Source organism: Streptomyces sp. YIM 121038, from assembly GCF_006088715.1.
Classification (GTDB): domain Bacteria; phylum Actinomycetota; class Actinomycetes; order Streptomycetales; family Streptomycetaceae; genus Streptomyces.
Genome location: NZ_CP030771.1, coordinates 4520831 through 4539559, shown reverse-complemented (window position 1 = coordinate 4539559; position 18729 = coordinate 4520831). Strand labels below are relative to the sequence as shown.

Annotated in this window: 16 protein-coding genes; 6 read left to right on the top strand and 10 right to left on the bottom strand. The window is 74.5% G+C overall.

Annotated features, from left to right (window positions below):
* Positions 1–5 precede the first annotated feature (5 nt).
* Positions 6–1220, bottom strand: a complete 1215-nt coding sequence (locus tag C9F11_RS18970) for an NAD(P)-binding protein (protein ID WP_138960419.1) — start codon at positions 1218–1220, stop codon at positions 6–8.
* A 1619-nt stretch (positions 1221–2839) separates the two neighbouring features.
* Here C9F11_RS18970 and C9F11_RS18965 point away from each other — a divergent pair.
* A complete protein-coding gene (locus C9F11_RS18965; protein ID WP_138960418.1) occupies positions 2840–3340 on the top strand; it encodes a hypothetical protein in 501 nt (166 codons plus the stop codon).
* A 163-nt stretch (positions 3341–3503) separates the two neighbouring features.
* On the opposite strand, the gene C9F11_RS18960 is transcribed toward C9F11_RS18965, so the two are convergent.
* Together C9F11_RS18960 and C9F11_RS18955 are read right to left on the bottom strand one after the other, a co-directional pair.
* On the bottom strand, positions 3504–4130 hold the full coding sequence (locus C9F11_RS18960) for a response regulator transcription factor (RefSeq protein WP_138960417.1): 627 nt from the start codon (positions 4128–4130) through the stop codon (positions 3504–3506).
* A gap of 523 nt (positions 4131–4653) precedes the next feature.
* Positions 4654–5886, bottom strand: coding sequence for a sensor histidine kinase (locus C9F11_RS18955; protein ID WP_249401789.1), 1233 nt, complete (start codon positions 5884–5886; stop codon positions 4654–4656).
* A 483-nt stretch (positions 5887–6369) separates the two neighbouring features.
* Between C9F11_RS18955 and C9F11_RS18950 the strand changes: the two genes are divergently transcribed.
* Both C9F11_RS18950 and C9F11_RS18945 read left to right on the top strand, forming a co-directional pair.
* Positions 6370–6927 (top strand): heme-binding protein, encoded by a 558-nt coding sequence (locus tag C9F11_RS18950; RefSeq protein ID WP_138960415.1) that lies wholly within the window; start codon positions 6370–6372, stop codon positions 6925–6927.
* A gap of 118 nt (positions 6928–7045) precedes the next feature.
* Positions 7046–8521, top strand: a complete 1476-nt coding sequence (locus tag C9F11_RS18945) for a M1 family metallopeptidase (protein WP_138960414.1) — start codon at positions 7046–7048, stop codon at positions 8519–8521.
* Between the two features lie 148 nt (positions 8522–8669).
* Here C9F11_RS18945 and C9F11_RS18940 read toward each other — a convergent pair whose 3' ends face one another.
* Both C9F11_RS18940 and C9F11_RS18935 read right to left on the bottom strand, forming a co-directional pair.
* Entirely contained in the window at positions 8670–9230 is a 561-nt protein-coding gene (locus C9F11_RS18940; protein WP_171075781.1) for a TerB family tellurite resistance protein, read from the bottom strand.
* A 182-nt stretch (positions 9231–9412) separates the two neighbouring features.
* Positions 9413–9988, bottom strand: coding sequence for a TerD family protein (locus C9F11_RS18935; protein WP_138960413.1), 576 nt, complete (start codon positions 9986–9988; stop codon positions 9413–9415).
* A gap of 207 nt (positions 9989–10195) precedes the next feature.
* Between C9F11_RS18935 and arfB the strand changes: the two genes are divergently transcribed.
* Entirely contained in the window at positions 10196–10627 is a 432-nt protein-coding gene (gene arfB / locus C9F11_RS18930) for an alternative ribosome rescue aminoacyl-tRNA hydrolase ArfB (protein WP_138960412.1), read from the top strand.
* Positions 10628–10666: 39 nt separating this feature from the next.
* Here arfB and C9F11_RS18925 read toward each other — a convergent pair whose 3' ends face one another.
* On the bottom strand, positions 10667–11239 hold the full coding sequence (locus tag C9F11_RS18925; RefSeq protein ID WP_249402199.1) for a flavin reductase family protein: 573 nt from the start codon (positions 11237–11239) through the stop codon (positions 10667–10669).
* A 456-nt stretch (positions 11240–11695) separates the two neighbouring features.
* Between C9F11_RS18925 and cdgB the strand changes: the two genes are divergently transcribed.
* The gene (cdgB, locus tag C9F11_RS18920) at positions 11696–13375 is read left to right on the top strand and encodes a diguanylate cyclase CdgB (RefSeq protein ID WP_138960411.1); all 1680 of its coding nucleotides are present in this window, start codon (positions 11696–11698) and stop codon (positions 13373–13375) included.
* A 99-nt stretch (positions 13376–13474) separates the two neighbouring features.
* Positions 13475–14455, top strand: coding sequence for a carbohydrate-binding protein (locus tag C9F11_RS18915; protein ID WP_138960410.1), 981 nt, complete (start codon positions 13475–13477; stop codon positions 14453–14455).
* 90 nt (positions 14456–14545) lie between these two features.
* Here C9F11_RS18915 and C9F11_RS18910 read toward each other — a convergent pair whose 3' ends face one another.
* The 4 genes from C9F11_RS18910 to C9F11_RS18895 form a co-directional block, all read right to left on the bottom strand.
* Positions 14546–15394 (bottom strand): class II fructose-bisphosphate aldolase, encoded by an 849-nt coding sequence (locus tag C9F11_RS18910; protein WP_138960409.1) that lies wholly within the window; start codon positions 15392–15394, stop codon positions 14546–14548.
* A gap of 46 nt (positions 15395–15440) precedes the next feature.
* Complete coding sequence (locus C9F11_RS18905) at positions 15441–16373, bottom strand: 1-phosphofructokinase family hexose kinase (RefSeq protein WP_138960408.1); 933 nt, start codon at positions 16371–16373, stop codon at positions 15441–15443.
* A 190-nt stretch (positions 16374–16563) separates the two neighbouring features.
* Entirely contained in the window at positions 16564–17703 is a 1140-nt protein-coding gene (gene nagA / locus C9F11_RS18900) for an N-acetylglucosamine-6-phosphate deacetylase (RefSeq protein ID WP_138960407.1), read from the bottom strand.
* Positions 17703–18689 carry an ROK family protein gene (locus C9F11_RS18895; RefSeq protein WP_249401788.1) on the bottom strand — a complete coding sequence of 329 codons (987 nt, stop codon included), beginning with the start codon at positions 18687–18689 and terminating at the stop codon, positions 17703–17705. The genes nagA and C9F11_RS18895 overlap by 1 nt, the downstream gene beginning before the upstream one ends.
* Positions 18690–18729 lie beyond the last annotated feature (40 nt).

The window sequence follows — 18729 nt, the reverse complement described above, 5'->3', positions numbered from 1 at the left end:
CAACCTCAAGCGGACTTGAGGTCAACCCAGGGTGTGGTGGCGGTCAGCCGGCCCGTGCCGGTCAGGGCGAGCGACACCGCCTCGATGGCGCTGTTGAAGGAGACCTCACTGAGCAGCCCCGGCGCCGCCACCTGGTCGCCCGCCAGGAACACGCCGTCGCCCCGGTCCACCGCGGGCCGGTCGCGCCAGGTCGTGCCCGGCCGGTCGACGGCGCCCGTGCGGCCGCCGGCCACCGAGGCGCGGCGCCAGGTCACGCGCTCGCGCCAGTCGCGGAAACCGAGGTCGAGCAGCTCCTCCGCGCGCCTGACGCCGTCCGCCTTCGACTCGTGCGGCGCGAGCGGGATCTGCCCCTGGATCAGCTGCCGCCCCTCCGGGGCGAGCGTACGGTCCTGGGCGGTAAAACGCTCTATCCAGCCCGTGCCGTCCAGGTCCGACACCGCGAACAGATCGCCCCGGCGCGGGCGCAGCGCCACGTCCACGAGGGTGGTGCGCCCGCTCTCCCAGGTCAGCCCGTCGTCCCGCAGGAGCCGCCGCGCGGCGTCGAGCGAGGTGGCGACGATGACGGGGCCGCGCCGCGCGGGCTCCGCGATGTCGCCGACGCGGGCCAGCGTCTCCACCCGGACGCCCAGGTTCCAGGCGCGGGCGGCCATCCGGTCCACGACCGTGCCCCAGCCGCCCACCGGGTAGTGCGCCTCCGGGGGCAGCTTCGCGGCGCGGCGGAACCGGGTGTGCACGAAGCGGGCGGACAGCGCGCCCGGGTCGTGGTGGAAGAGCGCCACGGCGGTGTAGTGGGCCGCCGCACGGGCGCCCTCCGGGCCCACCTCGCGCGTGGCCCAGGTCAGGAAGTCCTCGTCGACGGGGGCCTGTTCGGGCGCCCGGCGCAGCAGCCGCAGCATCGCCAGGGGCGGGGTGCGGCGCAGCGCGCCCCGGTGGCGCAGCCGCAGCCGCGCGGCCTCCAGGGGCGGCAGCGGGGCCAGTTCGCCGATCAGGTCCCGCTGCTTGAGCCAGGTCCAGTGCGGGCCGCCGTTGTACAGCGCGTGCGGTCCGTCGTTCGTCCGGTACGTGCCCTCCGAGGTGCGGGCGCGGCCGCCCAGCGTGTGGTGCGCCTCGTGCACGGTGACCCGGGCTCCGCCCTCGGCGGCGGCGATGGCCGCGGTGAGGCCGGCGAAGCCGCCGCCGATCACCGTGACGGTGGGGGTGGTCGAAGGGGTGCGGGGCATGGGTGGGGTCCGTTTCTGTCGTGGTCCTCGTACGGGTACGACGGGTCTGCCCCTGGCCGGTGTGACATCGCCAGGCCAGGGCCTGGCGGGAGCCCCCGCCACAGCGCCACCCCCACCCCACCCGGCCCTGCCACCGGGGCCTGCCCCCACCCCACCCGGCCCTGCGGCTGGGGCCTGCCCCCACCGCGCCCGGCCCTGCCGCCAGGGCCTGCCGTCGCCTTGCCTGTGGCCTTGCTGTGGCGGGCTTCCTCTGCCGCCTTGCCCCCTGCCCTGCCGGGCCTCTCCCCGGCCCTGGCGCAGCCCTGCCGTGGCGGGCCTTCTCCGCTGTCCCGGCGCAGCCCTGCCTCTGCGGGCCTTGTCCGGGGCCTGCGGCTCAGCCCTGGCGGGGTGTTCCTGTCGGTCCGGTGCCGCTTGGCCCTGGCGGGCCTTCCCGCCCTCCCACCCGTACCGCCCCGGCTTTCGCCTGCGCGGGTCCGACGCGGGGCGCTGCGGCTGGTCGTGTGGCCCCGCCGCTACCGCGGCGGGCTTTCCCACCCACCCACCCGTTGCTCCTGGCTTCGCCGGGTGGGGGCCGGGGGGGGGACTGGCCCGGGCGCGTGGCGTGGGCTCGTTGGCGGCGGACGGTGGATCGGCCCGGGACGGTGGCACGTGGGTTTGACGGTGGCGCCGGTCGGGGGCTGTGGCTGGTTGGGTGGCGCCGCTGCCGCTGCCGCTGCCGCAGGAGGGCTCTCCCCGCCTGCTCGCTCGTGGCCCCTGGCCGCGCGGGGTGGGGCTTACGCCGGGGGCCCTCGCTGTCGCTGGTTGAGGTCGGGGGCTCGGGCGCGGCGTGGGCTCGGTGTCGGTGGCGGTGGCCGCTGTGGCTGGCCGGATGGCGCCGCTGCTGCTGCCGCACGGGTTCTCCCGCATGTCCGCTTGTGGCTTCCGGCCTCGCCGGGGAGGGCTCGTGCCTGGCCCTTGCTGTCGTAGGTGGGTGGGGCTGGCCGGGGCGCGCGCGGCGTGGCTCGTCGGTGGTACCGGGCGCGGTGGCCGTGAGGGGCTTTGCCAACTGTTCGCCCGTGGCTCTTGGCTTGACCGGGTGGGGCTTGGGCCTGGGGGCCTGCTGCCGCAGGTGGGGGCGGGTGGGTGGGACCAGCTCGGACACGCGTGGCCTGGGCTCGTCGGTGGGTGGGGCCGGTACCGGGGCGGAGGCCGCTTCCTCGGGCGGCTGACGGTGGCCCGGGGCGGAGGGCGACAGCCAGGGCTCGTGCGGGACGGCGGGCGGCTGCGTGGGTGGCCAGGGCTCGCGCGGGGTGGAGGGCAACTGTGCGGGGTGGCTAGGGGCCGCGTGGGGTGGAGGGCAACTGTGCGGGGTGGCTAGGGGCCGCGTGGGGTGGAGGGCAACTGTGCGGGGTGGCTAGGGGCCGCGTGGGGTGGAGGGCAACTGTGCGGGGTGGCTAGGGGCCGCGTGGGGTGGAGGGCAACTGTGCGGGGTGGCCAGGGGCCGCGCGGATAGAGGGTGGCTATCCGGGGGGGGCTAGGGGGCGCCCGAGGTGGAGGGCGGTTGTGCGGGGGCGGTCGCGTGGGGCGTAGCGGCGTAGCGGGCGTGAGGGGGCGGGGGGCGCGCATGGCACCATCGAGGCGTGCTCGACATCGGCTACGCCCTCTCCCGCCGCTTCCCCGACCCGCCCCAGCTGGACTACCGCACCGCGGACGTCCACACCCTGCGGCACGACCTGTTCTGCGGGGACGTGTACCTGGCCGACACCAAGGCCGACCGGGAGCTGTCCACAGCCTGGGGATGGGTGCCGGTGCTCGACTTCGCGTGGGCCCTGTGCGACATCGCGGAGCGGCTCGACCAGGACCCGATGGGCAGCAGGGCCGCGCGGCCCCAGCACGCCGAGCTGGACTTCACCGAGTCCACGGACCGGATGCTCTTCGAGCGGCGCTTCGGGTGGGTCGACATCGACGCGGACTGGCTGGACCCGGGCGAGCCGCCGCTCACCTTCTCGCACGCCGAACTGCGCCGCGAGGCACGCGACTTCCTGCACGACGTGGTGGCCGACCTGACCGACCTGCACGAGGGGCTCGGCGAGAACCCGGCCCTGTGGACCCTCCTGGCCAGCTTCCCGCGCGTGTCCTAGCCCCCGGCCAGGGCTGGCGCCGCTCCTCGGCCCCGGCGGGAAGAGCCGCTGCTCTCTGACCCTGGCCGGAGGAGGCCCTGGTCGGGGGAGGTGCCGTTCCCGAGGCCCGGTCGAGGGAGCCGCTGCTGCGCCCAGGCCCCGGCCGGAGGAGCCTTCGGCCCGGCTAGAGGAGCCGCTGTTCCTTGGCCACGGCCACCGCGCCCGCCCGTGTCTCCACGCCGAGCTTGTCGTAGATGCGGCCCAGGTGCGTCTTCACCGTGGCCTCGCTGATGAACAGCGCACGGGCGATCTCGCGGTTGCCGAGGCCCTGCGCCAGCTGGCCCAGGATGTCGCGTTCGCGCGGGGTGAGGCCGGGCCGGGGTTCCCGCATGCGGGCCATCACGCGGGACGCGACGGGCGGCGAGAGCGCGGTGCGGCCGCACGCGGCGGCGCGGATCGCCGAGAACAGCTCCTCGGGCCGCTCGGCCTTGAGCAGATAGCCGGTGGCGCCCGCCTCGATCGCACGGGTGATGTCGGCGTCGGTGTCGTACGTGGTGAGGACAAGGACGTGCGGCCTCCCGCCCCCGGCCGCCGCCGTGATGCGGCGCGTGGCCTCCACGCCGTCCGTCCCGGGGCCCAGTTGGAGGTCCATGAGGACGACGTCCGGCCGCAGCTTCGCGGCCAGGGCCACCGCCTCCTCGCCGGAACCGGCCTCCCCGACCACCTCGACCCCGGGCGCGCTGCCGAGCAGGGCGAGCAGGCCCGCCCGGACGACGGCGTGGTCGTCGCAGACGAGAAGCCGGACCGGCAAGCCACCCGAGCTGCCGCCCGAGCTGTCGCCTGCGGCGCCGCCCGAGCTGTCGCCTGCGGCGCCACCCGAGCTGCCGCCTGCGGCGCCACCCGCGCTGTCGTCAACGGCACCGCCCGCGCCGTCCCCCGGGCCATCCCCGGGTCCGCCGCTCGGGCTGCCGCCGAGGCCGTCGCCCGGGTTGCCGCCCGTGCTGCAGCCGGGCCCGCCGGCCGGGCCATCCCCGGGTCCGCCACCCGGGTTCCCGCCGGGTCCGCCGCCCGAGTTGTCGCCAGGCCCGCCCTCCGGGCTGCCGCCGGGCCTGCCGCTCGGGTTGCCGCCCGTGCTGCAGCCGGGCCCGCCGGCCGGGCCATCCCCGGGTCCGCCACCCGGGTTGCCGCCGGGTCCGCCACCCGGGCCCCCGCCAGGCCCGCCGCTCGGGCTGCCGCCGAGGCCGTCGCCCGGGTTGCCGCCAGGCCCGCCCCCCGGACCCCCGCCAGACCCGTCACCCGCCCCGCCCCCAGGCCCCCCGCCCAGGCCCAGATCCTCACCCGCGTCCATCGTGCCTCCCGTGTCGGCCCTCTGGGCCCTTTGGGCCCTCTCGGCCCTCGTCGTCGAGCCCCGCGTACGGACCGGCTCCCAGCGGGATCGCCACCGAGAGCACCGTCCCCTCGCCCGGCGCCGACTCCACCGTCAGCGTTCCGCCCAGCTGCGCCGCCCGCGCGCGGATCGCGGGGAGACCGTGCCCCCGCGCGCTCCGCGCGCCCCGCGTACCGCCGGGCGCCGGTGGTGCGAACCCCCGCCCGTCGTCCGCCACGTCGAGGACCACCTGGTCGTCGAGGTACGTCAGGGTCAGCGCGGCCGTGGCCGCGCCCGCGTGCTCGCGTACGTTCGCCAGCGCGCCCTGTGCGATCCGCAGGAGCGCCGAGCGGGCGCGGCCCGCGAGCGGGACCGGTGTGCCCTCGGCGTGGAAGCGGACCGTCAGGCCCGCGCCCGACTCCCGCCCCGCCAGCGTCCGCAGCGCCGCGGGCAGCGCGTACGCCGGGTCGGGTCCCGCCTCGGCCAGGTCCACCGGGGCCAGGTCGTGGACGAGGCGGCGGGCCTCGGCCAGGCCGCGGTCGGCGATGGACCCGGCGGTACGGACGTGGGCGCGGGCCGCCGCCGCGTCCGTGTCCCACACCCGGTCCGCCGCCTGGAGCAGCATCCGCTGGCTGGACAGGCCCTGGGCCAGCGTGTCGTGGATCTCCATGGACAGGCGCTGCCGCTCGGCGAGCGTGCCCTCGCGCCGTTCGGTGGCGGCGAGTTCGCGCCGGGTGCGCAGCAGGTCGTCGATGAGGGCGCGCTGCCGCGCCGTCTGCCGCTGCATGTGGACGAACACCGCCGTCGCCACGGCCGCCACGGCGGGCGGCGCGAACGCCAGGTTCGGGTCGAAGCCGTCCGCGAGCCGCAGCTGGGCCGCGACCACGAGGGCCGTCAGGACGGCGACGAGGGCGAGGGCCGCGCGCGTGGGCAGCGTCCGCAGGCCGGTGTAGAAGAGCGGCACCGCGCACCACGCGTAGCTCGGCGCGAGGACCACGAGGACCACCCAGACGCCGACGACCGCGCCGAGCCACAGCAGACGGCGGGGGTTGGGCGTGGCGCCGAGGGCCGGGCCGAGCACGTACAGGAGGGCGAGTACGGCCGAGAGGGCGATGATCCAGGGTGTACGGGGCTCGCCGGGGTGGCGCAGCAGGAAGCGGGAGAGCGAGGCGGCGAGCAGCAGGAAGAACGCGGTGTGCATGACGGCCGCGGGCCACCGGCTTTCCGGGCCGACGGCCGCGGGCCCCCGGCTTTCCGGGCCGACGGCCGCGGGCCCCCGGCTTTCCGGGCCGACGGCCGCGGGCCCCCGGCTTTCCGGGCCGACGGCCGCGGGCCCCCGGCTCTCCGGGCCGACGGCCGCGGGCCCCCGGCTCTCCGGACCCACGGCCGCGGGCCCCCGGCCCTCCGGACCCACGGCTCCGGGACGGTCCGCTCCCGCACCGTCACCTCCGCGCATCCCCGACCTCCTGTCACGCGCGTGAACTGGGCAAACACCCTCATTGTGGCCCGCTGGTCGCAGGCCCGGGTCAACCGATCGGCTGACCCGGACGTCATCCGAACCGCGCGCGACCCGCAGCCGGTGTGCCGACGGGGCGGACCGGGACCCGCCGGGAGGATCGAAGCACAGGGCCCGCCTCCGGACCCGTACCGCCGCACAGACCGTGCCGCCCCAAGGAGTCACACCATGAAGCAGCTCTCGCCGCGTGCCCGAGTCCTCACCGCCGCCGCCGTCCTCGGCGTCGTCGGCGCCGGGACGGTCGGTGCCGTGTCCGCCAGCGCCGACGCCCCGGCGGCCGCCGCCGAGGCCGCCGTCGGCGCCGACGCGGGCAGCCGCAACCTGACGCAGAGCACGCACCTCACCGTGGCCGCCGCGACGAAGGCCGCGCAGGCGACGCTGGACGCGGCGAAGAAGGAGAACCAGCGCGTCACGGTCGCCGTGGTCGACCGCAACGGCAACACGATCGTCACCCTGCGGGGCGACGGCGCGGGCCCGCAGTCGTACGAGTCCGCCGAGCGCAAGGCCTACACCGCCGTCTCCTGGAACGCGCCCACCTCCGAGCTGGCCAAGCGCCTGACGCAGACGCCGAACCTCAAGGACATCCCGGGCACGCTGTTCCTCGCGGGCGGCGCCCCGGTCACCGCGAAGGGCGCCCCCGTCGCGGGCATCGGCGTCGCGGGCGCGCCCAGCGGCGACCTGGACGAGAAGTTCGCGCAGGCGGGCGTGGCCGCGCTGGGCCGCTGACCCCGGGCGCGGGGGCCCGGCCGCGCGAAGCCCCGGCCGCGCGAAGCCCCGGCCGCGCGGAGCCCCGGCGCGCGGGGGCCCCGGTACGGCGGTGAGCGGTGGCCATAGGATCACCGGGGTGATCTACCGAGCCACCGCCCCCCTGACCAAGGGGCCCCGCCGCACCCCCCTCGCGCTGCTCTGCGCCACCGCCCTCGCGACCGCGCTCACCGCGTGCACGAGCAGTGGCGTCGGCGGCACCCCGGGAGCCGCGGGCGTCCGCGACCCGTACTTCCCGAAGCTCGGCAACGGCGGCTACGACGTGGCTCATTACGGACTGAAGATCGGCTACGACCCCGAGTCCCGCCGGCTGACCGGCACCGCCGACATCACGGCCCGCGCCACCAAGACGCTCAGCGCCTTCAACCTCGACCTCAAGGGCCTGGACGTCGAGTCCGTGACCGTCGAGGGCAAGGAGGCCCGCTTCCAGCGCGCGGGCAGCGAGCTGACCGTCCGACCCCGCGACGACCTCGACCGGGGCGAGACCTTCCGCGCCACCGTCCGCTACTCCGGCACCCCGCAGACCATTACGGACGTGGACGGCGCCAAGGAGGGCTGGCTCAAGGGGGAGGACAGCGCGCTCGCGACGGGCCAGCCCGCGGGCTCGATGGCGTGGTTCCCGGGCAACCACCACCCGATCGACAAGGCCTCGTACGACATAGAGGTCACCGTCCCCAAGGGCATGAAGGCCATCTCCAACGGCGAGTTGACGAAGGAGACCACCGCCAACGGCCGGACCACCTTCGGCTGGCACAACGCCGAGCCGATGGCCAGCTATCTGGCGACGGTCGTCGTCGGCACGTACGACACGAAGACGTCGCGGACCGCGGGGAAGAACGGCATTCCCGTCTTCACGGCGATCGACCACACGCTCCCCGAGGACAAGCGGAAGAAGACCGAGAAGGTCCTCGCGAAGATCCCCGACATCATGGAGTGGGCGGAGTACAACTTCGGCGACTACCCCTTCTCGTCCACCGGCGCCGTCGTCGACGGCCGCGCGGACCTCGGCTACGCCCTGGAGACCCAGACCAAGCCGCTGTTCCCCGTCCAGGACGCCGACACCTCGACCCTCGTGCACGAGCTGGCCCACCAGTGGTTCGGCGACTCGGTGACGCCGAAGAGCTGGCAGGACATGTGGCTCAACGAGGGCTTCGCGACGTTCGCGGAGTTCCTCTACGAGGAGGACAACGGCGGCGACACCGTCGAGGAGACCGTCGACGCGCTCTACGAGGACGAGTACTGGGACACCAAGAAGGACCACGAGTCCCTCTGGGAGTTCCCGCCCGCCAAGCAGCCGGACGCCGCGAGCATCTCCGACGACCCCGTCTACTACCGGGGCGCCATGGTCATCCAGAAGATCCGCGAGACCGTCGGCGACGAGACCTTCTACGACATCGTCCAGGGCTGGGCGAAGAAGTACCGCCACGCCAACGCGGACACCGAGGACTTCACCACGTACGTCGAGAAGCACGCGGGCGACGACGAGGCGCGCGGCGAGCTGAAGAAGGTGTGGTCGGACTGGCTGTACGGCGACGGCAAGCCGGACGAGCGCTAAGTGCTTCGCTGGAGGTAACGCGCTGTGCCGTCATTTTGCTGCGGGGGCGTCGTGGCTGGTCGCGCCCGCGCGGCGGAGCCGCAGATCGACAGGTCCCGCGCCCCTTCGGGGCGCTCCCGTACGCCGCGGACTCCGCCCCCCCAGGGCTTCAGAGGCCGAACTCCTGGGGGGACAGGCCGAGGGTCGCGCAGGCCTCGCGCAGGACCTGCTCCTCGGCCGGGGCCACATAGCCGTCCGCCCCGGCGATGACGAAGCCGGTCTGGACGACCGCCCGGGCCTCCGCGGGCTTCTTCGCGGCCTTGGCGATCTCCTGCATGACCGCGGCCTTGCCCTGCTGGAAGTTGAAGGACAGCTGGTCCGCGTGCTTGTTGAAGCGCTGGCGGAGCTGGTCCGGGGGGAAGTTCTGCAACACGTCGTTCTGCAGGATCAGGGACTCGACGTGCTGGCGCTCGGCCGGGTCGACGGTGCCGTCGGCGGCGGCCACCAGGGCGCACATGGCCATGCTCGCGTCGCGGTAGGCGCCGCTCTTCAGCTCCGACTTGAGCGAGGTCAGCTGGGTCTTGAGCAGGCCGATCAGCTGGGCCTTGGACCCCTTGGAGCCGCTGCCGTGCGTGCCGTGGCCAGGGGCGCCGGGCCCGCCGGAGGTGCGCCCGCCCTGCGTCTGCTGCAGGTTCTTGGCCTGGTCTTTGATCCGGTCCCACATAGCCATTCCGCGCCACCTCGGCTTCTGCCCGTGTCGTACCCGTCGGCCGCGCGCGCTGTGCGCACGTCGTCCTGGCAACGCCGTCCCGCGCCGCGAAGTTCCCCGCGCGGCCCGCGTCTTGGGGCGGACACGGGACGGGCCCCGGCCGGAGGCAGTCCGGCCGGGGCCCGTGGTCAGTCGCTGGGGACTCAGACGTTGACGCCGAAGTCCTGGGCGATGCCGACCAGGCCCGAGGCGTAGCCCTGGCCGACGGCGCGGAACTTCCACTCGGCGCCGTTGCGGTAGAGCTCGCCGAAGACCATGGCGGTCTCGGTGGCGGCGTCCTCCGACAGGTCGTAGCGGGCGATCTCGGCGCCGCCGGCCTGGTTCACGATGCGGATGAACGCGTTGCGGACCTGGCCGAAGTTCTGCGAGCGGTTCTCGGCGTCGTAGATCGAGACCGGGAAGACGATCTTCTCGATGTCGGCGGGCAGGCCCGCGAGGTTGACGTTGATCTGCTCGTCGTCGCCCTCGCCCTGGCCCGTGACGTTGTCACCGGTGTGGACGATCGTCTGGTCCGGCGTCGCCTTGTTGTTGAAGAAGACGAAGTGGGCGTCCGAATAGACCTTGCCCTGGGTGTTCACCGCGATCGCGGAGGCGTCCAGGTCGAAGTCGGTACCCGTGGTGGTGCGGACGTCCCAGCCGAGGCCGACCGTGACGGCGGTCAGGCCCGGTGCCTCCTTGGTGAGCGAGACGTTGCCGCCCTTGGACAGGCTTACAGCCATTGTTGGGAGTCCCTTCCCTAGTCGCCTATGTGCGGGCTTCACTCTGAGGGCGAAGCTACCGGCACCCTTATGAACGCCGTGGGGGGTATCCAAGGTTCCATATGCGGACGCGCTTCTTTACTTTCTTTACCGAAGGTGCCCCGCGAGGCGGCCGCGGCGGCGGAAAACGGGTGTCGTACGGCCGCCCGACGCGGGATCATAGGAGACATGTCTGGTCGCGAACACGTCATCCGTGGCTCGGTCGTCCTGCCGGAGGCCGAGCTCCTGTGGCGTTTCTCGCGCTCCTCGGGGCCCGGCGGCCAGCACGTCAACACCAGTGACTCGCAGGTCGAGCTCCGCTTCGACCTGGCGCGCACCGAGGCGCTGCCCGAGGTCTGGAAGCGGCGGGCCCTGGAGCGGCTCGCGCCCCGGCTCGTCGACGGCGTCGTGAGCGTCCGCTCCAGCGAGCACCGCTCCCAGTGGCGCAACCGGGAGGCGGCGGCCGTCCGGCTCGCCGCGCTGCTCGCGGAGGCCACCGCGCCGCCGCCCAAGCCCCGGCGCCCCACCCGCATCCCGCGCGGGATCAACGAACGGCGGCTGCGGGAGAAGAAGCAGCGCGCGCAGACCAAGCAGGGCCGCTCGGGCAAGGACTGGCAGTAGCGGCCCCGCCTCGGCCCGGCCGTCAGGAGCCGCCCCGGCTCAGCCCAGCTGCCGGTAGCGGCCCCGGAAGTACAGCAGCGGGCCGCCGTCCGCGCCGGGCAGCTCCGCCGTGAGGACGCGGCCGATCACCAGGGTGTGGTCGCCCGCCGCCACGGTCTGCTCGGTGCGGCACTCCAGGGCGGCGAGCGCGCCGCCGACCAGGGGCGCGCCGCTCTCCCGGCCGCGCGTGCACGGGATGTCCTCGAACAGCAGCCGGTCGCTGATGCGGCCCTTCATGGCGAAGCGGCCCGCGATGTGCCGCTGGCTCTCGGTGAGGACCGACACGGCCCACAGGGGCTGCTCGGCGAGCAGGTCGTCCATGCGGGAGCCCGTGCGCAGGCTGACCATGACCAGGGGCGGGTCCAGGGAGACCGAGAGGAAGGCGGTGGCCGTCATGCCCACGTCCTCGCCGGCCGGCGCCATGGGGTCGTCCGGGTCCAGCGGGGGCTCCTGCGCGGTCACCAGGACCACGCCCGCGGCCAGGCGGGACATGGCGGCGCGGAACTCGTCGTTGCTCACCCCCACAGGATGGGGGGTGGACGGGACGGGAGGGGGCTGTGTGTTCAAGGTCAGATCGGCAACCACACGACTGACGCTAGTGCCGGACCGGGCCGCGGCGCATCGGCCCCGGGGCCGAGACCGGTCCTAGGCCGGGACCTAGGACTACGCGGACTCCGCGGACCACGCGGGCTCCGCTCGTGTCCCGGGCCGTCACCCACCCGTTCCTCCCGCGCCCCACCAGGTCAACGGAGCCTCATGTTCCGGTCTTAACCATGCGCCCTCACCTGTGACTTGAGTCACAGGGCCCATATTTTGTTGACCCTGTGTACCGGGTGGGCAGCTCGCTGTGATTCAGTGACCGTGGCAATCAGACAGACGCTGAGGGCACGGAAGCACAGCACCGTACGTAGAAGTACGAAGGCGTACAGCACCGTACGAAGCCAGAAGAGTCACGAAGAGTCAGAGATTACGGACACTGAGGACGCTGCGGATCCTGGAGTTGCTGTCGAGGTCTCGGGGAGAGCGAGCATGGAGACCGAGTCGGAGCCGTACGTCCGTCTTGCGACCCTGCGGCAGCTGCACCAAGTGGTGGCGGACCTCAACACGGCCCGCAGCCTCGCGGACACGCTGCAGACCGTCGCCGACGGCGTGGTGAACGGCCTGGGCTATGAGCTGGCGTGCGTCAACCTCGTGCGCCCGGACGGCGACCTCGTCGTCGCCGCCTTCGCGGGCAACCCCGCCGCCGAGGCGCTCATCACCGGCCGGGTCGGCTCCCGCGAGTCCTGGGACCGCCGCCTCGCCATGGGCGAGGCCTGGGGCGCCCTGCGCTTCATCCCGCACACCGAGGGCTGGGTCCTCGACGAGGACGACGTGCCGCAGTGGTACACCGAGGGCCCCGATCCCCGCTTCGAGGACGAGTGGCACCCCTCCGACCGGCTCTTCGCCCCCATGTACGCGACCGGCGGCTCCGGCGGCGAACTGCTCGGCGTGATCTCCGTCGACCGCCCGCGCAACGGCCGCAGGCCCGGCGCCTGGGGCCGCGAAGCCCTCCAGATGTACGCCTTCCAGGCCGCGATCGCCATCAGCAACGCCCGGCTGCGGGCCAACATGCAGCGCGCCCTCGTCCGCCTGGAGCGCGAGCAGCAGGCGCTGCGGGCCAGCGAGGAGTCCTTCCGGCAGGCCTTCGAGTACGCGCCGAGCGGCATGGCCATCGCCGAGATGGGCGGCGACCAGCACGGCCGCATCCTGCGCACCAACGACGCGCTGTGCCGGCTGCTCGGCCGCCCCGCCTCCGCGATGCGGCGCTACTCCTTCTCCGACCTGGTCCACCCCGAGGACATCGGCACGCTCCTGCGCACCTCCGCCGAGGGCGGCCGCGCCGAGCTGCGCTTCGGGCGCCGCGACGGCACCTACGTCTGGGTGTCGCTGCGCAACTCCGTCGTCGCGGACGCCGCGGACGGGCCCCGGTTTCTGCTCACGCACGTCGAGGACATCGAGGAGCGCAAGCGGCGCGAGCTCCAGCTCGCGCACCGCGCCTCGCACGACTCGCTCACCGGCCTGCCGAACTCCGCCGAGCTGCGCGCCCGGCTGAGCGCCCGTCTCTGTCGCAGGCCGCACGCGGGCCGGCCGAGCACGGTGGACTCGCTCGATGCGGCGTACGACAACAGCGGCCTGTACAGCGGCGCCGCCGGTCACCCGGCCGGGCACGGGCACGCCGCCCCGCCCGGCGCGCACCACGGCGCCCAGGGCGACTTCGACCACCACGTGCACACCGTCGCACCGCCCGAGGAGACCGAGGCGGACGACGGCACGAAGGGGCTCGCCGTCCTCTTCTGCGACCTCGACGGCTTCAAGTCGATCAACGACCGCTTCGGGCACCACACGGGTGACGCCGTCCTCATCGAGGTCGCACGGCGTCTGACCAGCGGCGTCCGCGACGGCGACACGGTGGCGCGGCTCGGCGGCGACGAGTTCGTGGTCCTCGCCGACGGGCTCGGCAGGGCCGACGCGCAGGACCTCGCGGTGCGGCTGCGGAACGCCATCATCCCGCCGATCAGGGTCGAGGGCCGGGCCGTGCGCGTGGGCGCCAGCTTCGGCATCGGCTGGGCCCACTGCGGCATGTCGGCGGACGAGGTGTTGCACTCCGCCGACCAGCGGATGTACGTCGAGAAACGTTCCCGTGCCAAGCAGCACCGGCGGGCCGGATAGGTCCCGTACCGGGAACTTGTTGACGTCAACGGCACCTTGGGCGGTCACCTGGAGCGGGTAGGCTCGCCCGCATCCGCGATGCGAGGGAGTGACCTGCGAATGACGCCCGGCAACAACGGCGAGCAGACGCCGAACGCGCCACAGGGCGACGACGACCCCTTCGGCTATCTGTACGCCGACGGCCAGGCGGCCGGTGCCACCCCGCCCCCTGGAGGCGGCGGCTACGGCTACCCCGGGCCCCGGTCCTCGTACCACCAGGTGCGCCCGGTGGGCGAGCGGCAGTACGGGCAGCAGCCGCAGCAGCCCCCGGCCCAGGGCGGCTACGGCTACCCCCCGCAGCAGCAGCCCTACGGCCAGCCCAGCGCGCACTACACGGCCCCCGAGGCCCAGCCCGGCGCCACCGCCCCCGTCCGGCAGGTGCCGCCCCCGGCCCCCGCGGGGCGCGGCCGCGGGCCCAACACCAAGGGCCTGCTGATCGGCGCGATCGCCGTCGTCGCCGTGGTGTCGCTCGGCATCGGCGCGGCCATGCTCACCGGCGGCGACGACAAGGGCGACGACAACAAGGCCGGGCCCTCGCAGCGGCAGAGCGAGTCCTCCGACCCCAGCCCCAGCGCGTCCAAGGACAAGGGCAAGCCGGGCAAGAAGGCCGAACTGCCCGAAACGGATGCCAAGGCCCTCAAGCTGGAGGGCGGCACCACCACCGCGTCCGACATCGACGGCGCCAAGTCCGCCGACGGCGTGTACGTGGCCGGGCTCAACAAGGTCGGCGCGCAAGTGACCTGGACCGTCAACGGCATCCCCAAGGACGGCGCGTACACGGTCTTCGTCGGCTACGGAGTGCCCGGCAAGGCGGCCGAGACGACCCTCGTGATCAACGGCACGCCGTCCCCGCGCAAGCTCAACATGGACAACTTCGCGCACGCGGAGGACGGGGCCTGGGACAAGGGCTGGACGAAGACGTTCGCCTTCGTGGAGCTGAACAAGGGCACGAACACGATCTCCGTGTCCTGTCAGCAGGGCGACAAGTGCGACGCGAACCTCGACCAGATGTGGCTGAAGGCGGGCCACGTCAAGGGCTGACCCTTTGCGGCGCTTCGCGCCTCGTCCTCAAACTCCCCCAAGCTCTTGAGGAGCAGGGGGTACCCCCTCGACGGGCTGATCGGCTTGCTGTCAGCCGGTCAGGTGGAGGAAGTGGGTGACTGCCTCCGCCATCGCTTCCCGGGCGGGGGCCAGGTACTTGCGGGGGTCCACCGTTGCCCTGTCCGCCGCCAGGAACCGGCGTACCGCCCCGGTGAAGCCGGTGTTCAGGGCCGTGCCCACGTTCACCTTCACCACCCCCGCGGCGACCGCCGCGCGGATCTCCGCGTCGGGCACGCCGCTCGACCCGTGCAGGACCAGCGGCACGGGGACCCGCGCGCGCAGGGCCCGGACCAACTCGTGGTCCAGGGACGCCGTGCGCTCCGTCATGGCGTGGCTGGAGCCCACCGCGACGGCGAGCGCGTCGACCCCGGTGTCGGCGACGTAGGCGACGGCCTCGTCGGGGTCCGTGCGCACCCCCGGCGCGTGCGCGTCGAGGGGCGCCTCACCCTCCTTGCCGCCGACCCGGCCCAGCTCCGCCTCGACCCAGATGTCCCGCTCGTGGCCCCAACGCACCGCGTCCGCGGTGGCCTTCACGTTCTCCGCGTACGACAGCTTCGAGGCGTCGAACATCACGGAGCTGAAGCCCGCGGGGTGCGCGGCCCGCAGCAGGTCCACGTCCGTGACGTGGTCCAGGTGCAGCGACAGGGGGGCTGAGGAGGCGCGGGCGACGGCCGCGGCGGCCTGGGCGATCGGGGTGAGGGCGCCGCCGTGGAACCGCACCGCGTTCTCGGATATCTGGAGCACGGCCGCGCGGCCCGCGCGCTCCGCGCCGAGCGCGACGGCCTCCGCGTGCTCCAGGGTGATGACGTTGAAGGCGGCGAGGCCGCGCCCCTCGGCGCGGGCCCGGCCGACCAGCTCGCCGGTGGTGATCAGTGGCATGGTGCCCTCATTCCCGGGCACGCGCGGCCCGTGTCGCCCAACCCCGTTACGCGGCCGACGCCTTGCCGCTCACCGTCACCTTCGGCAGGACGTCCTCGTACACCGCCCGGTCGAACTCGCCCGCGGCGGGCGCCGCGACGGTCGCCGACGCCAGGGCCGCCGCCCGGGCGAGCCGGTCCGGCCAGGCCAGGCCCTCCACGAGCCCGGAGAGCAGGCCCGCGACCGCCGAGTCGCCCGCGCCCGTCGGATTGCCGCGCACGGCGGCGGGCGGCGTCGCCCGCCAGGTGCCCTCGGGGGTGACGGCCAGGAGGCCGTCGGCGCCGAGGGAGGCGACGACGGCGTGCGCGCCCCTGCGGCGGGCGTCGCGGGTGGCCCGCGACGGCTCGTGGGCGCCGGTGAGTTCGGCGAGTTCCTCGGCGTTCGGCTTGACGAGGTCGGGGCGGGCGGCGACGCCGCGGCGCAGCGGCTCGCCGCTGGTGTCGAGCAGCACCGGCACGCGGGCGGCGCGCGCCGCCCGCACCAGGAGGGCGTACGCGCCGACCGGGACGCCCGGCGGCAGGCTGCCGCACAGGGCCACCGCGGTGACGCCGCCGCGCATCAACTCCTCGTACGCGGTGAGGAATCCGGACCACTCGGCGGGCGACACGGCCGGGCCCGGCTCGTTGAGCTGGGTGGTGTCGCCGGTGCGGGCGTCCACGACGGCGAGGGTGCGGCGGGTCGGGCCCTCGACGGGGCGCAGCGCGTCCACGAGGCCGGGGGTGCGCGTGAGGTGGTCGCGCAGGGTGCGCCCGGTGGGGCCGCCCGCGAAGCCGGTGACCGTCACCGTGTGGCCGAGCGCGGCGAGCACCCGTGCCACGTTCACGCCCTTGCCGCCCGCGCGTTCGGTCACCTCGGTGACGCGGTGGGTGGTGTGGGGCGTGAGGGCCGGGACGCGATAGGTGAGGTCAAGGGCGGCGTTGAGCGTGACCGTGACGATCACTGCTTCACCCCCGAAACCCCTGATCCAGGAAGGCGGATTGGCCCAGGACGCCCAATTCGCCCGCCGCGTACGGCTCTGCGCTCACTGCTTGCGGTGTTCGGGGCCTGATCATGCCAAAAAGAAGGCGGTTGGCCCAGACCTCGGGGCCAACCGCCTCACTGCGACCGGTTCGCGCGGGACCGCGCGCGCCTCACCTCGGGTCGATGACCCACTCGCCCTTGCGCAGCACGCCCTTGAGCGCGAAGTCCGCGTCCAGGACGACGAGGTCGGCGTCCTTGCCGGGCTCCAGGGAGCCGACGCGGTCGTAGATGCCGAGGACCTTCGCGGGGGTCGCGGAGATCGCGGTGACGACATCCTCGACGGGCAGCCCGTCGATGGTCACCGCGCGCTGGAACGCGCGGTCCTGGGTGAGGGTGGAGCCCGCGATGGCGCCGCCCTCGGCGAGCCGCGCGACGCCGTCCGACACCACGACCTCCAGCGGGCCGAGGTGGTAGGTGCCGTCGCCGAAGCCCGCCGCGTCCATCGCGTCCGTGATGAGCGCGACGCGGTCGGCGCCCGCGCGGTGGAAGGCCAGCTGGAAGGCGGCCGGGTGCAGGTGCGTGCCGTCGTCGATCAGCTCGACGGTGACCCGCTCGTCCTCCAGGAGGGCGGCGATGGGCCCCGGCGCGCGGTGGCCGAGCCCCGGCATCGCGTTGTACAGGTGCGTGGCCACGGTGGCGCCCGCGTCGACGGCCGCCGCCGTCTGCTCGTACGTGGCGTCGGTGTGGCCGATCGCGGCGACCACGCCGTGCTCGGCGAGCAGGCGCACGGAGTCGATGCCGCCGGGCAGTTCGGTGGCGAGGGTGACCATCTTGGCCTGGCCGCGGGCCGCGTCGATCAGCTTGCGGACCTCGGCCGGGTCCGGGTGGCGCAGCAGGGACTCGCTGTGCGCGCCCTTGCGGCACGGCGAGATGAACGGGCCCTCGAAGTGGACGCCCGCGATCTCGCCCTGCTCGGCCAGCTCGCTGAGCAGGCCCGCGCGCTGCGCCAGGGCGTCCATCTCGCCGGTGACCGTGGAGGCGACGAGGGTGGTCGTGCCGTGCAGGCGGTGCGTGTGGACGCCGTGCAGGATGTCCTCGACCGTGCCGTTGGTGAAGGACGCGCCGCCGCCGCCGTGGTTGTGCATGTCCACGAAGCCGGGGACCAGCCAGTGGCCGGTCAGATCGAGCGTCTCGGCGTCCGCGGGAGCGCTCCCCACGACGCGTGTGCCGTCCACGATGACGCGGCCGCCGGACACGGTCCCGGTGGGCAGGACCACCCGGGCACCGGCGAGAACCTTGCTAGTGGCCATCAGGTGGATACCTCCGGGGGTGCGTCGGTGGGGGTGGTGGTGGATGTATCGGTACGGGAGCCCTCCGGCGTGAGCAGGTCCCAGGCGAGCAGGCCCGCGCCCAGGCAGCCGGCGGCGTCGCCGAGCGCCGCGGGGACGATCGCGGGCAGCGTCTGGAACTGCACCACGCGGTCCGCCACCGCCTGGCGCAGCGGCGTGAACAGCGTGTCCCCGGCCTCCGCGAGGCCGCCGCCGACGATCAGCGTGTCGGGGTCCAGGAGGGTGAGGGCCGTCAACAGGCCGTCGGCGAGGGCGTCCACGGCGTGCTGCCAGACCTCGGCCGCGCGCGGGTCGCCGGAGCGCACCGCCTTGGCGCAGTCGGCGGCGTCCGCCGCCGGGTCGCCGCTCGCCTCGGCCCACGCCTTGCTCACGGCGGACGCCGAGGCGAGCCGCTCCAGACAGCCGCGCTGGCCGCAGCCGCAGGGCGGGCCGCCGGGCCGGACGACGATGTGGCCGATCTCGCCCGCCGAGCCGTGCGCGCCGGGCTCGATGACGCCGTCGATGCCGATGGCGCCCGCGATGCCGGTGCCGAGCGGCACGAACAGGAAGCGCGCCGTGCCCCGGCCCGCGCCGAGGCGGCCCTCGGCGAGGCCGCCGGTGCGCACGTCGTGGCCGAGCGCCACGGGGACGCCGCCGAGGCGGGCGCTGATCAGATCGCGCAGCGGTACGTCGGTCCAGCCGAGGTTCGCCGCGTACACGGCGAGGCCGCGCTCGGCGTCGACGATGCCGGGGACCGCGACGCCCACCGCGGCGGCGGGCTCGCCGAGGTGGGCCACGCCGTGGGCGCGCAGCTCCCCGGCGAAGTCCAGGATCGACTCGACCACGGCGTTCGCGCCGCGCTCACGGCCGGTGGGGCGGCGCGCCTCGTGCAGCAGCGTGCCGTCCGCCCCGACCAGGGCGGCCTTCATTCCGGTGCCGCCCACGTCCAGGGCGATGACATGTCTCACGGGGACAGTGTCGCGTGTGACCCCATAAGAGGTCTAGTCC

Coding starts and splice junctions, on each gene's coding strand:
- C9F11_RS18970 (WP_138960419.1), bottom strand. CDS start 1,220: ATGCCCCGCACCCCTTCGACCACCCCCACCGTCACGGTGATCGGCGGC.
- C9F11_RS18955 (WP_249401789.1), bottom strand. CDS start 5,886: ATGCACACCGCGTTCTTCCTGCTGCTCGCCGCCTCGCTCTCCCGCTTC.
- C9F11_RS18950 (WP_138960415.1), top strand. CDS start 6,370: ATGAAGCAGCTCTCGCCGCGTGCCCGAGTCCTCACCGCCGCCGCCGTC.
- C9F11_RS18940 (WP_171075781.1), bottom strand. CDS start 9,230: ATGGCTATGTGGGACCGGATCAAAGACCAGGCCAAGAACCTGCAGCAG.
- C9F11_RS18935 (WP_138960413.1), bottom strand. CDS start 9,988: ATGGCTGTAAGCCTGTCCAAGGGCGGCAACGTCTCGCTCACCAAGGAG.
- arfB (WP_138960412.1), top strand. CDS start 10,196: ATGTCTGGTCGCGAACACGTCATCCGTGGCTCGGTCGTCCTGCCGGAG.
- cdgB (WP_138960411.1), top strand. CDS start 11,696: ATGGAGACCGAGTCGGAGCCGTACGTCCGTCTTGCGACCCTGCGGCAG.
- C9F11_RS18915 (WP_138960410.1), top strand. CDS start 13,475: ATGACGCCCGGCAACAACGGCGAGCAGACGCCGAACGCGCCACAGGGC.
- C9F11_RS18910 (WP_138960409.1), bottom strand. CDS start 15,394: ATGCCACTGATCACCACCGGCGAGCTGGTCGGCCGGGCCCGCGCCGAG.
- nagA (WP_138960407.1), bottom strand. CDS start 17,703: ATGGCCACTAGCAAGGTTCTCGCCGGTGCCCGGGTGGTCCTGCCCACC.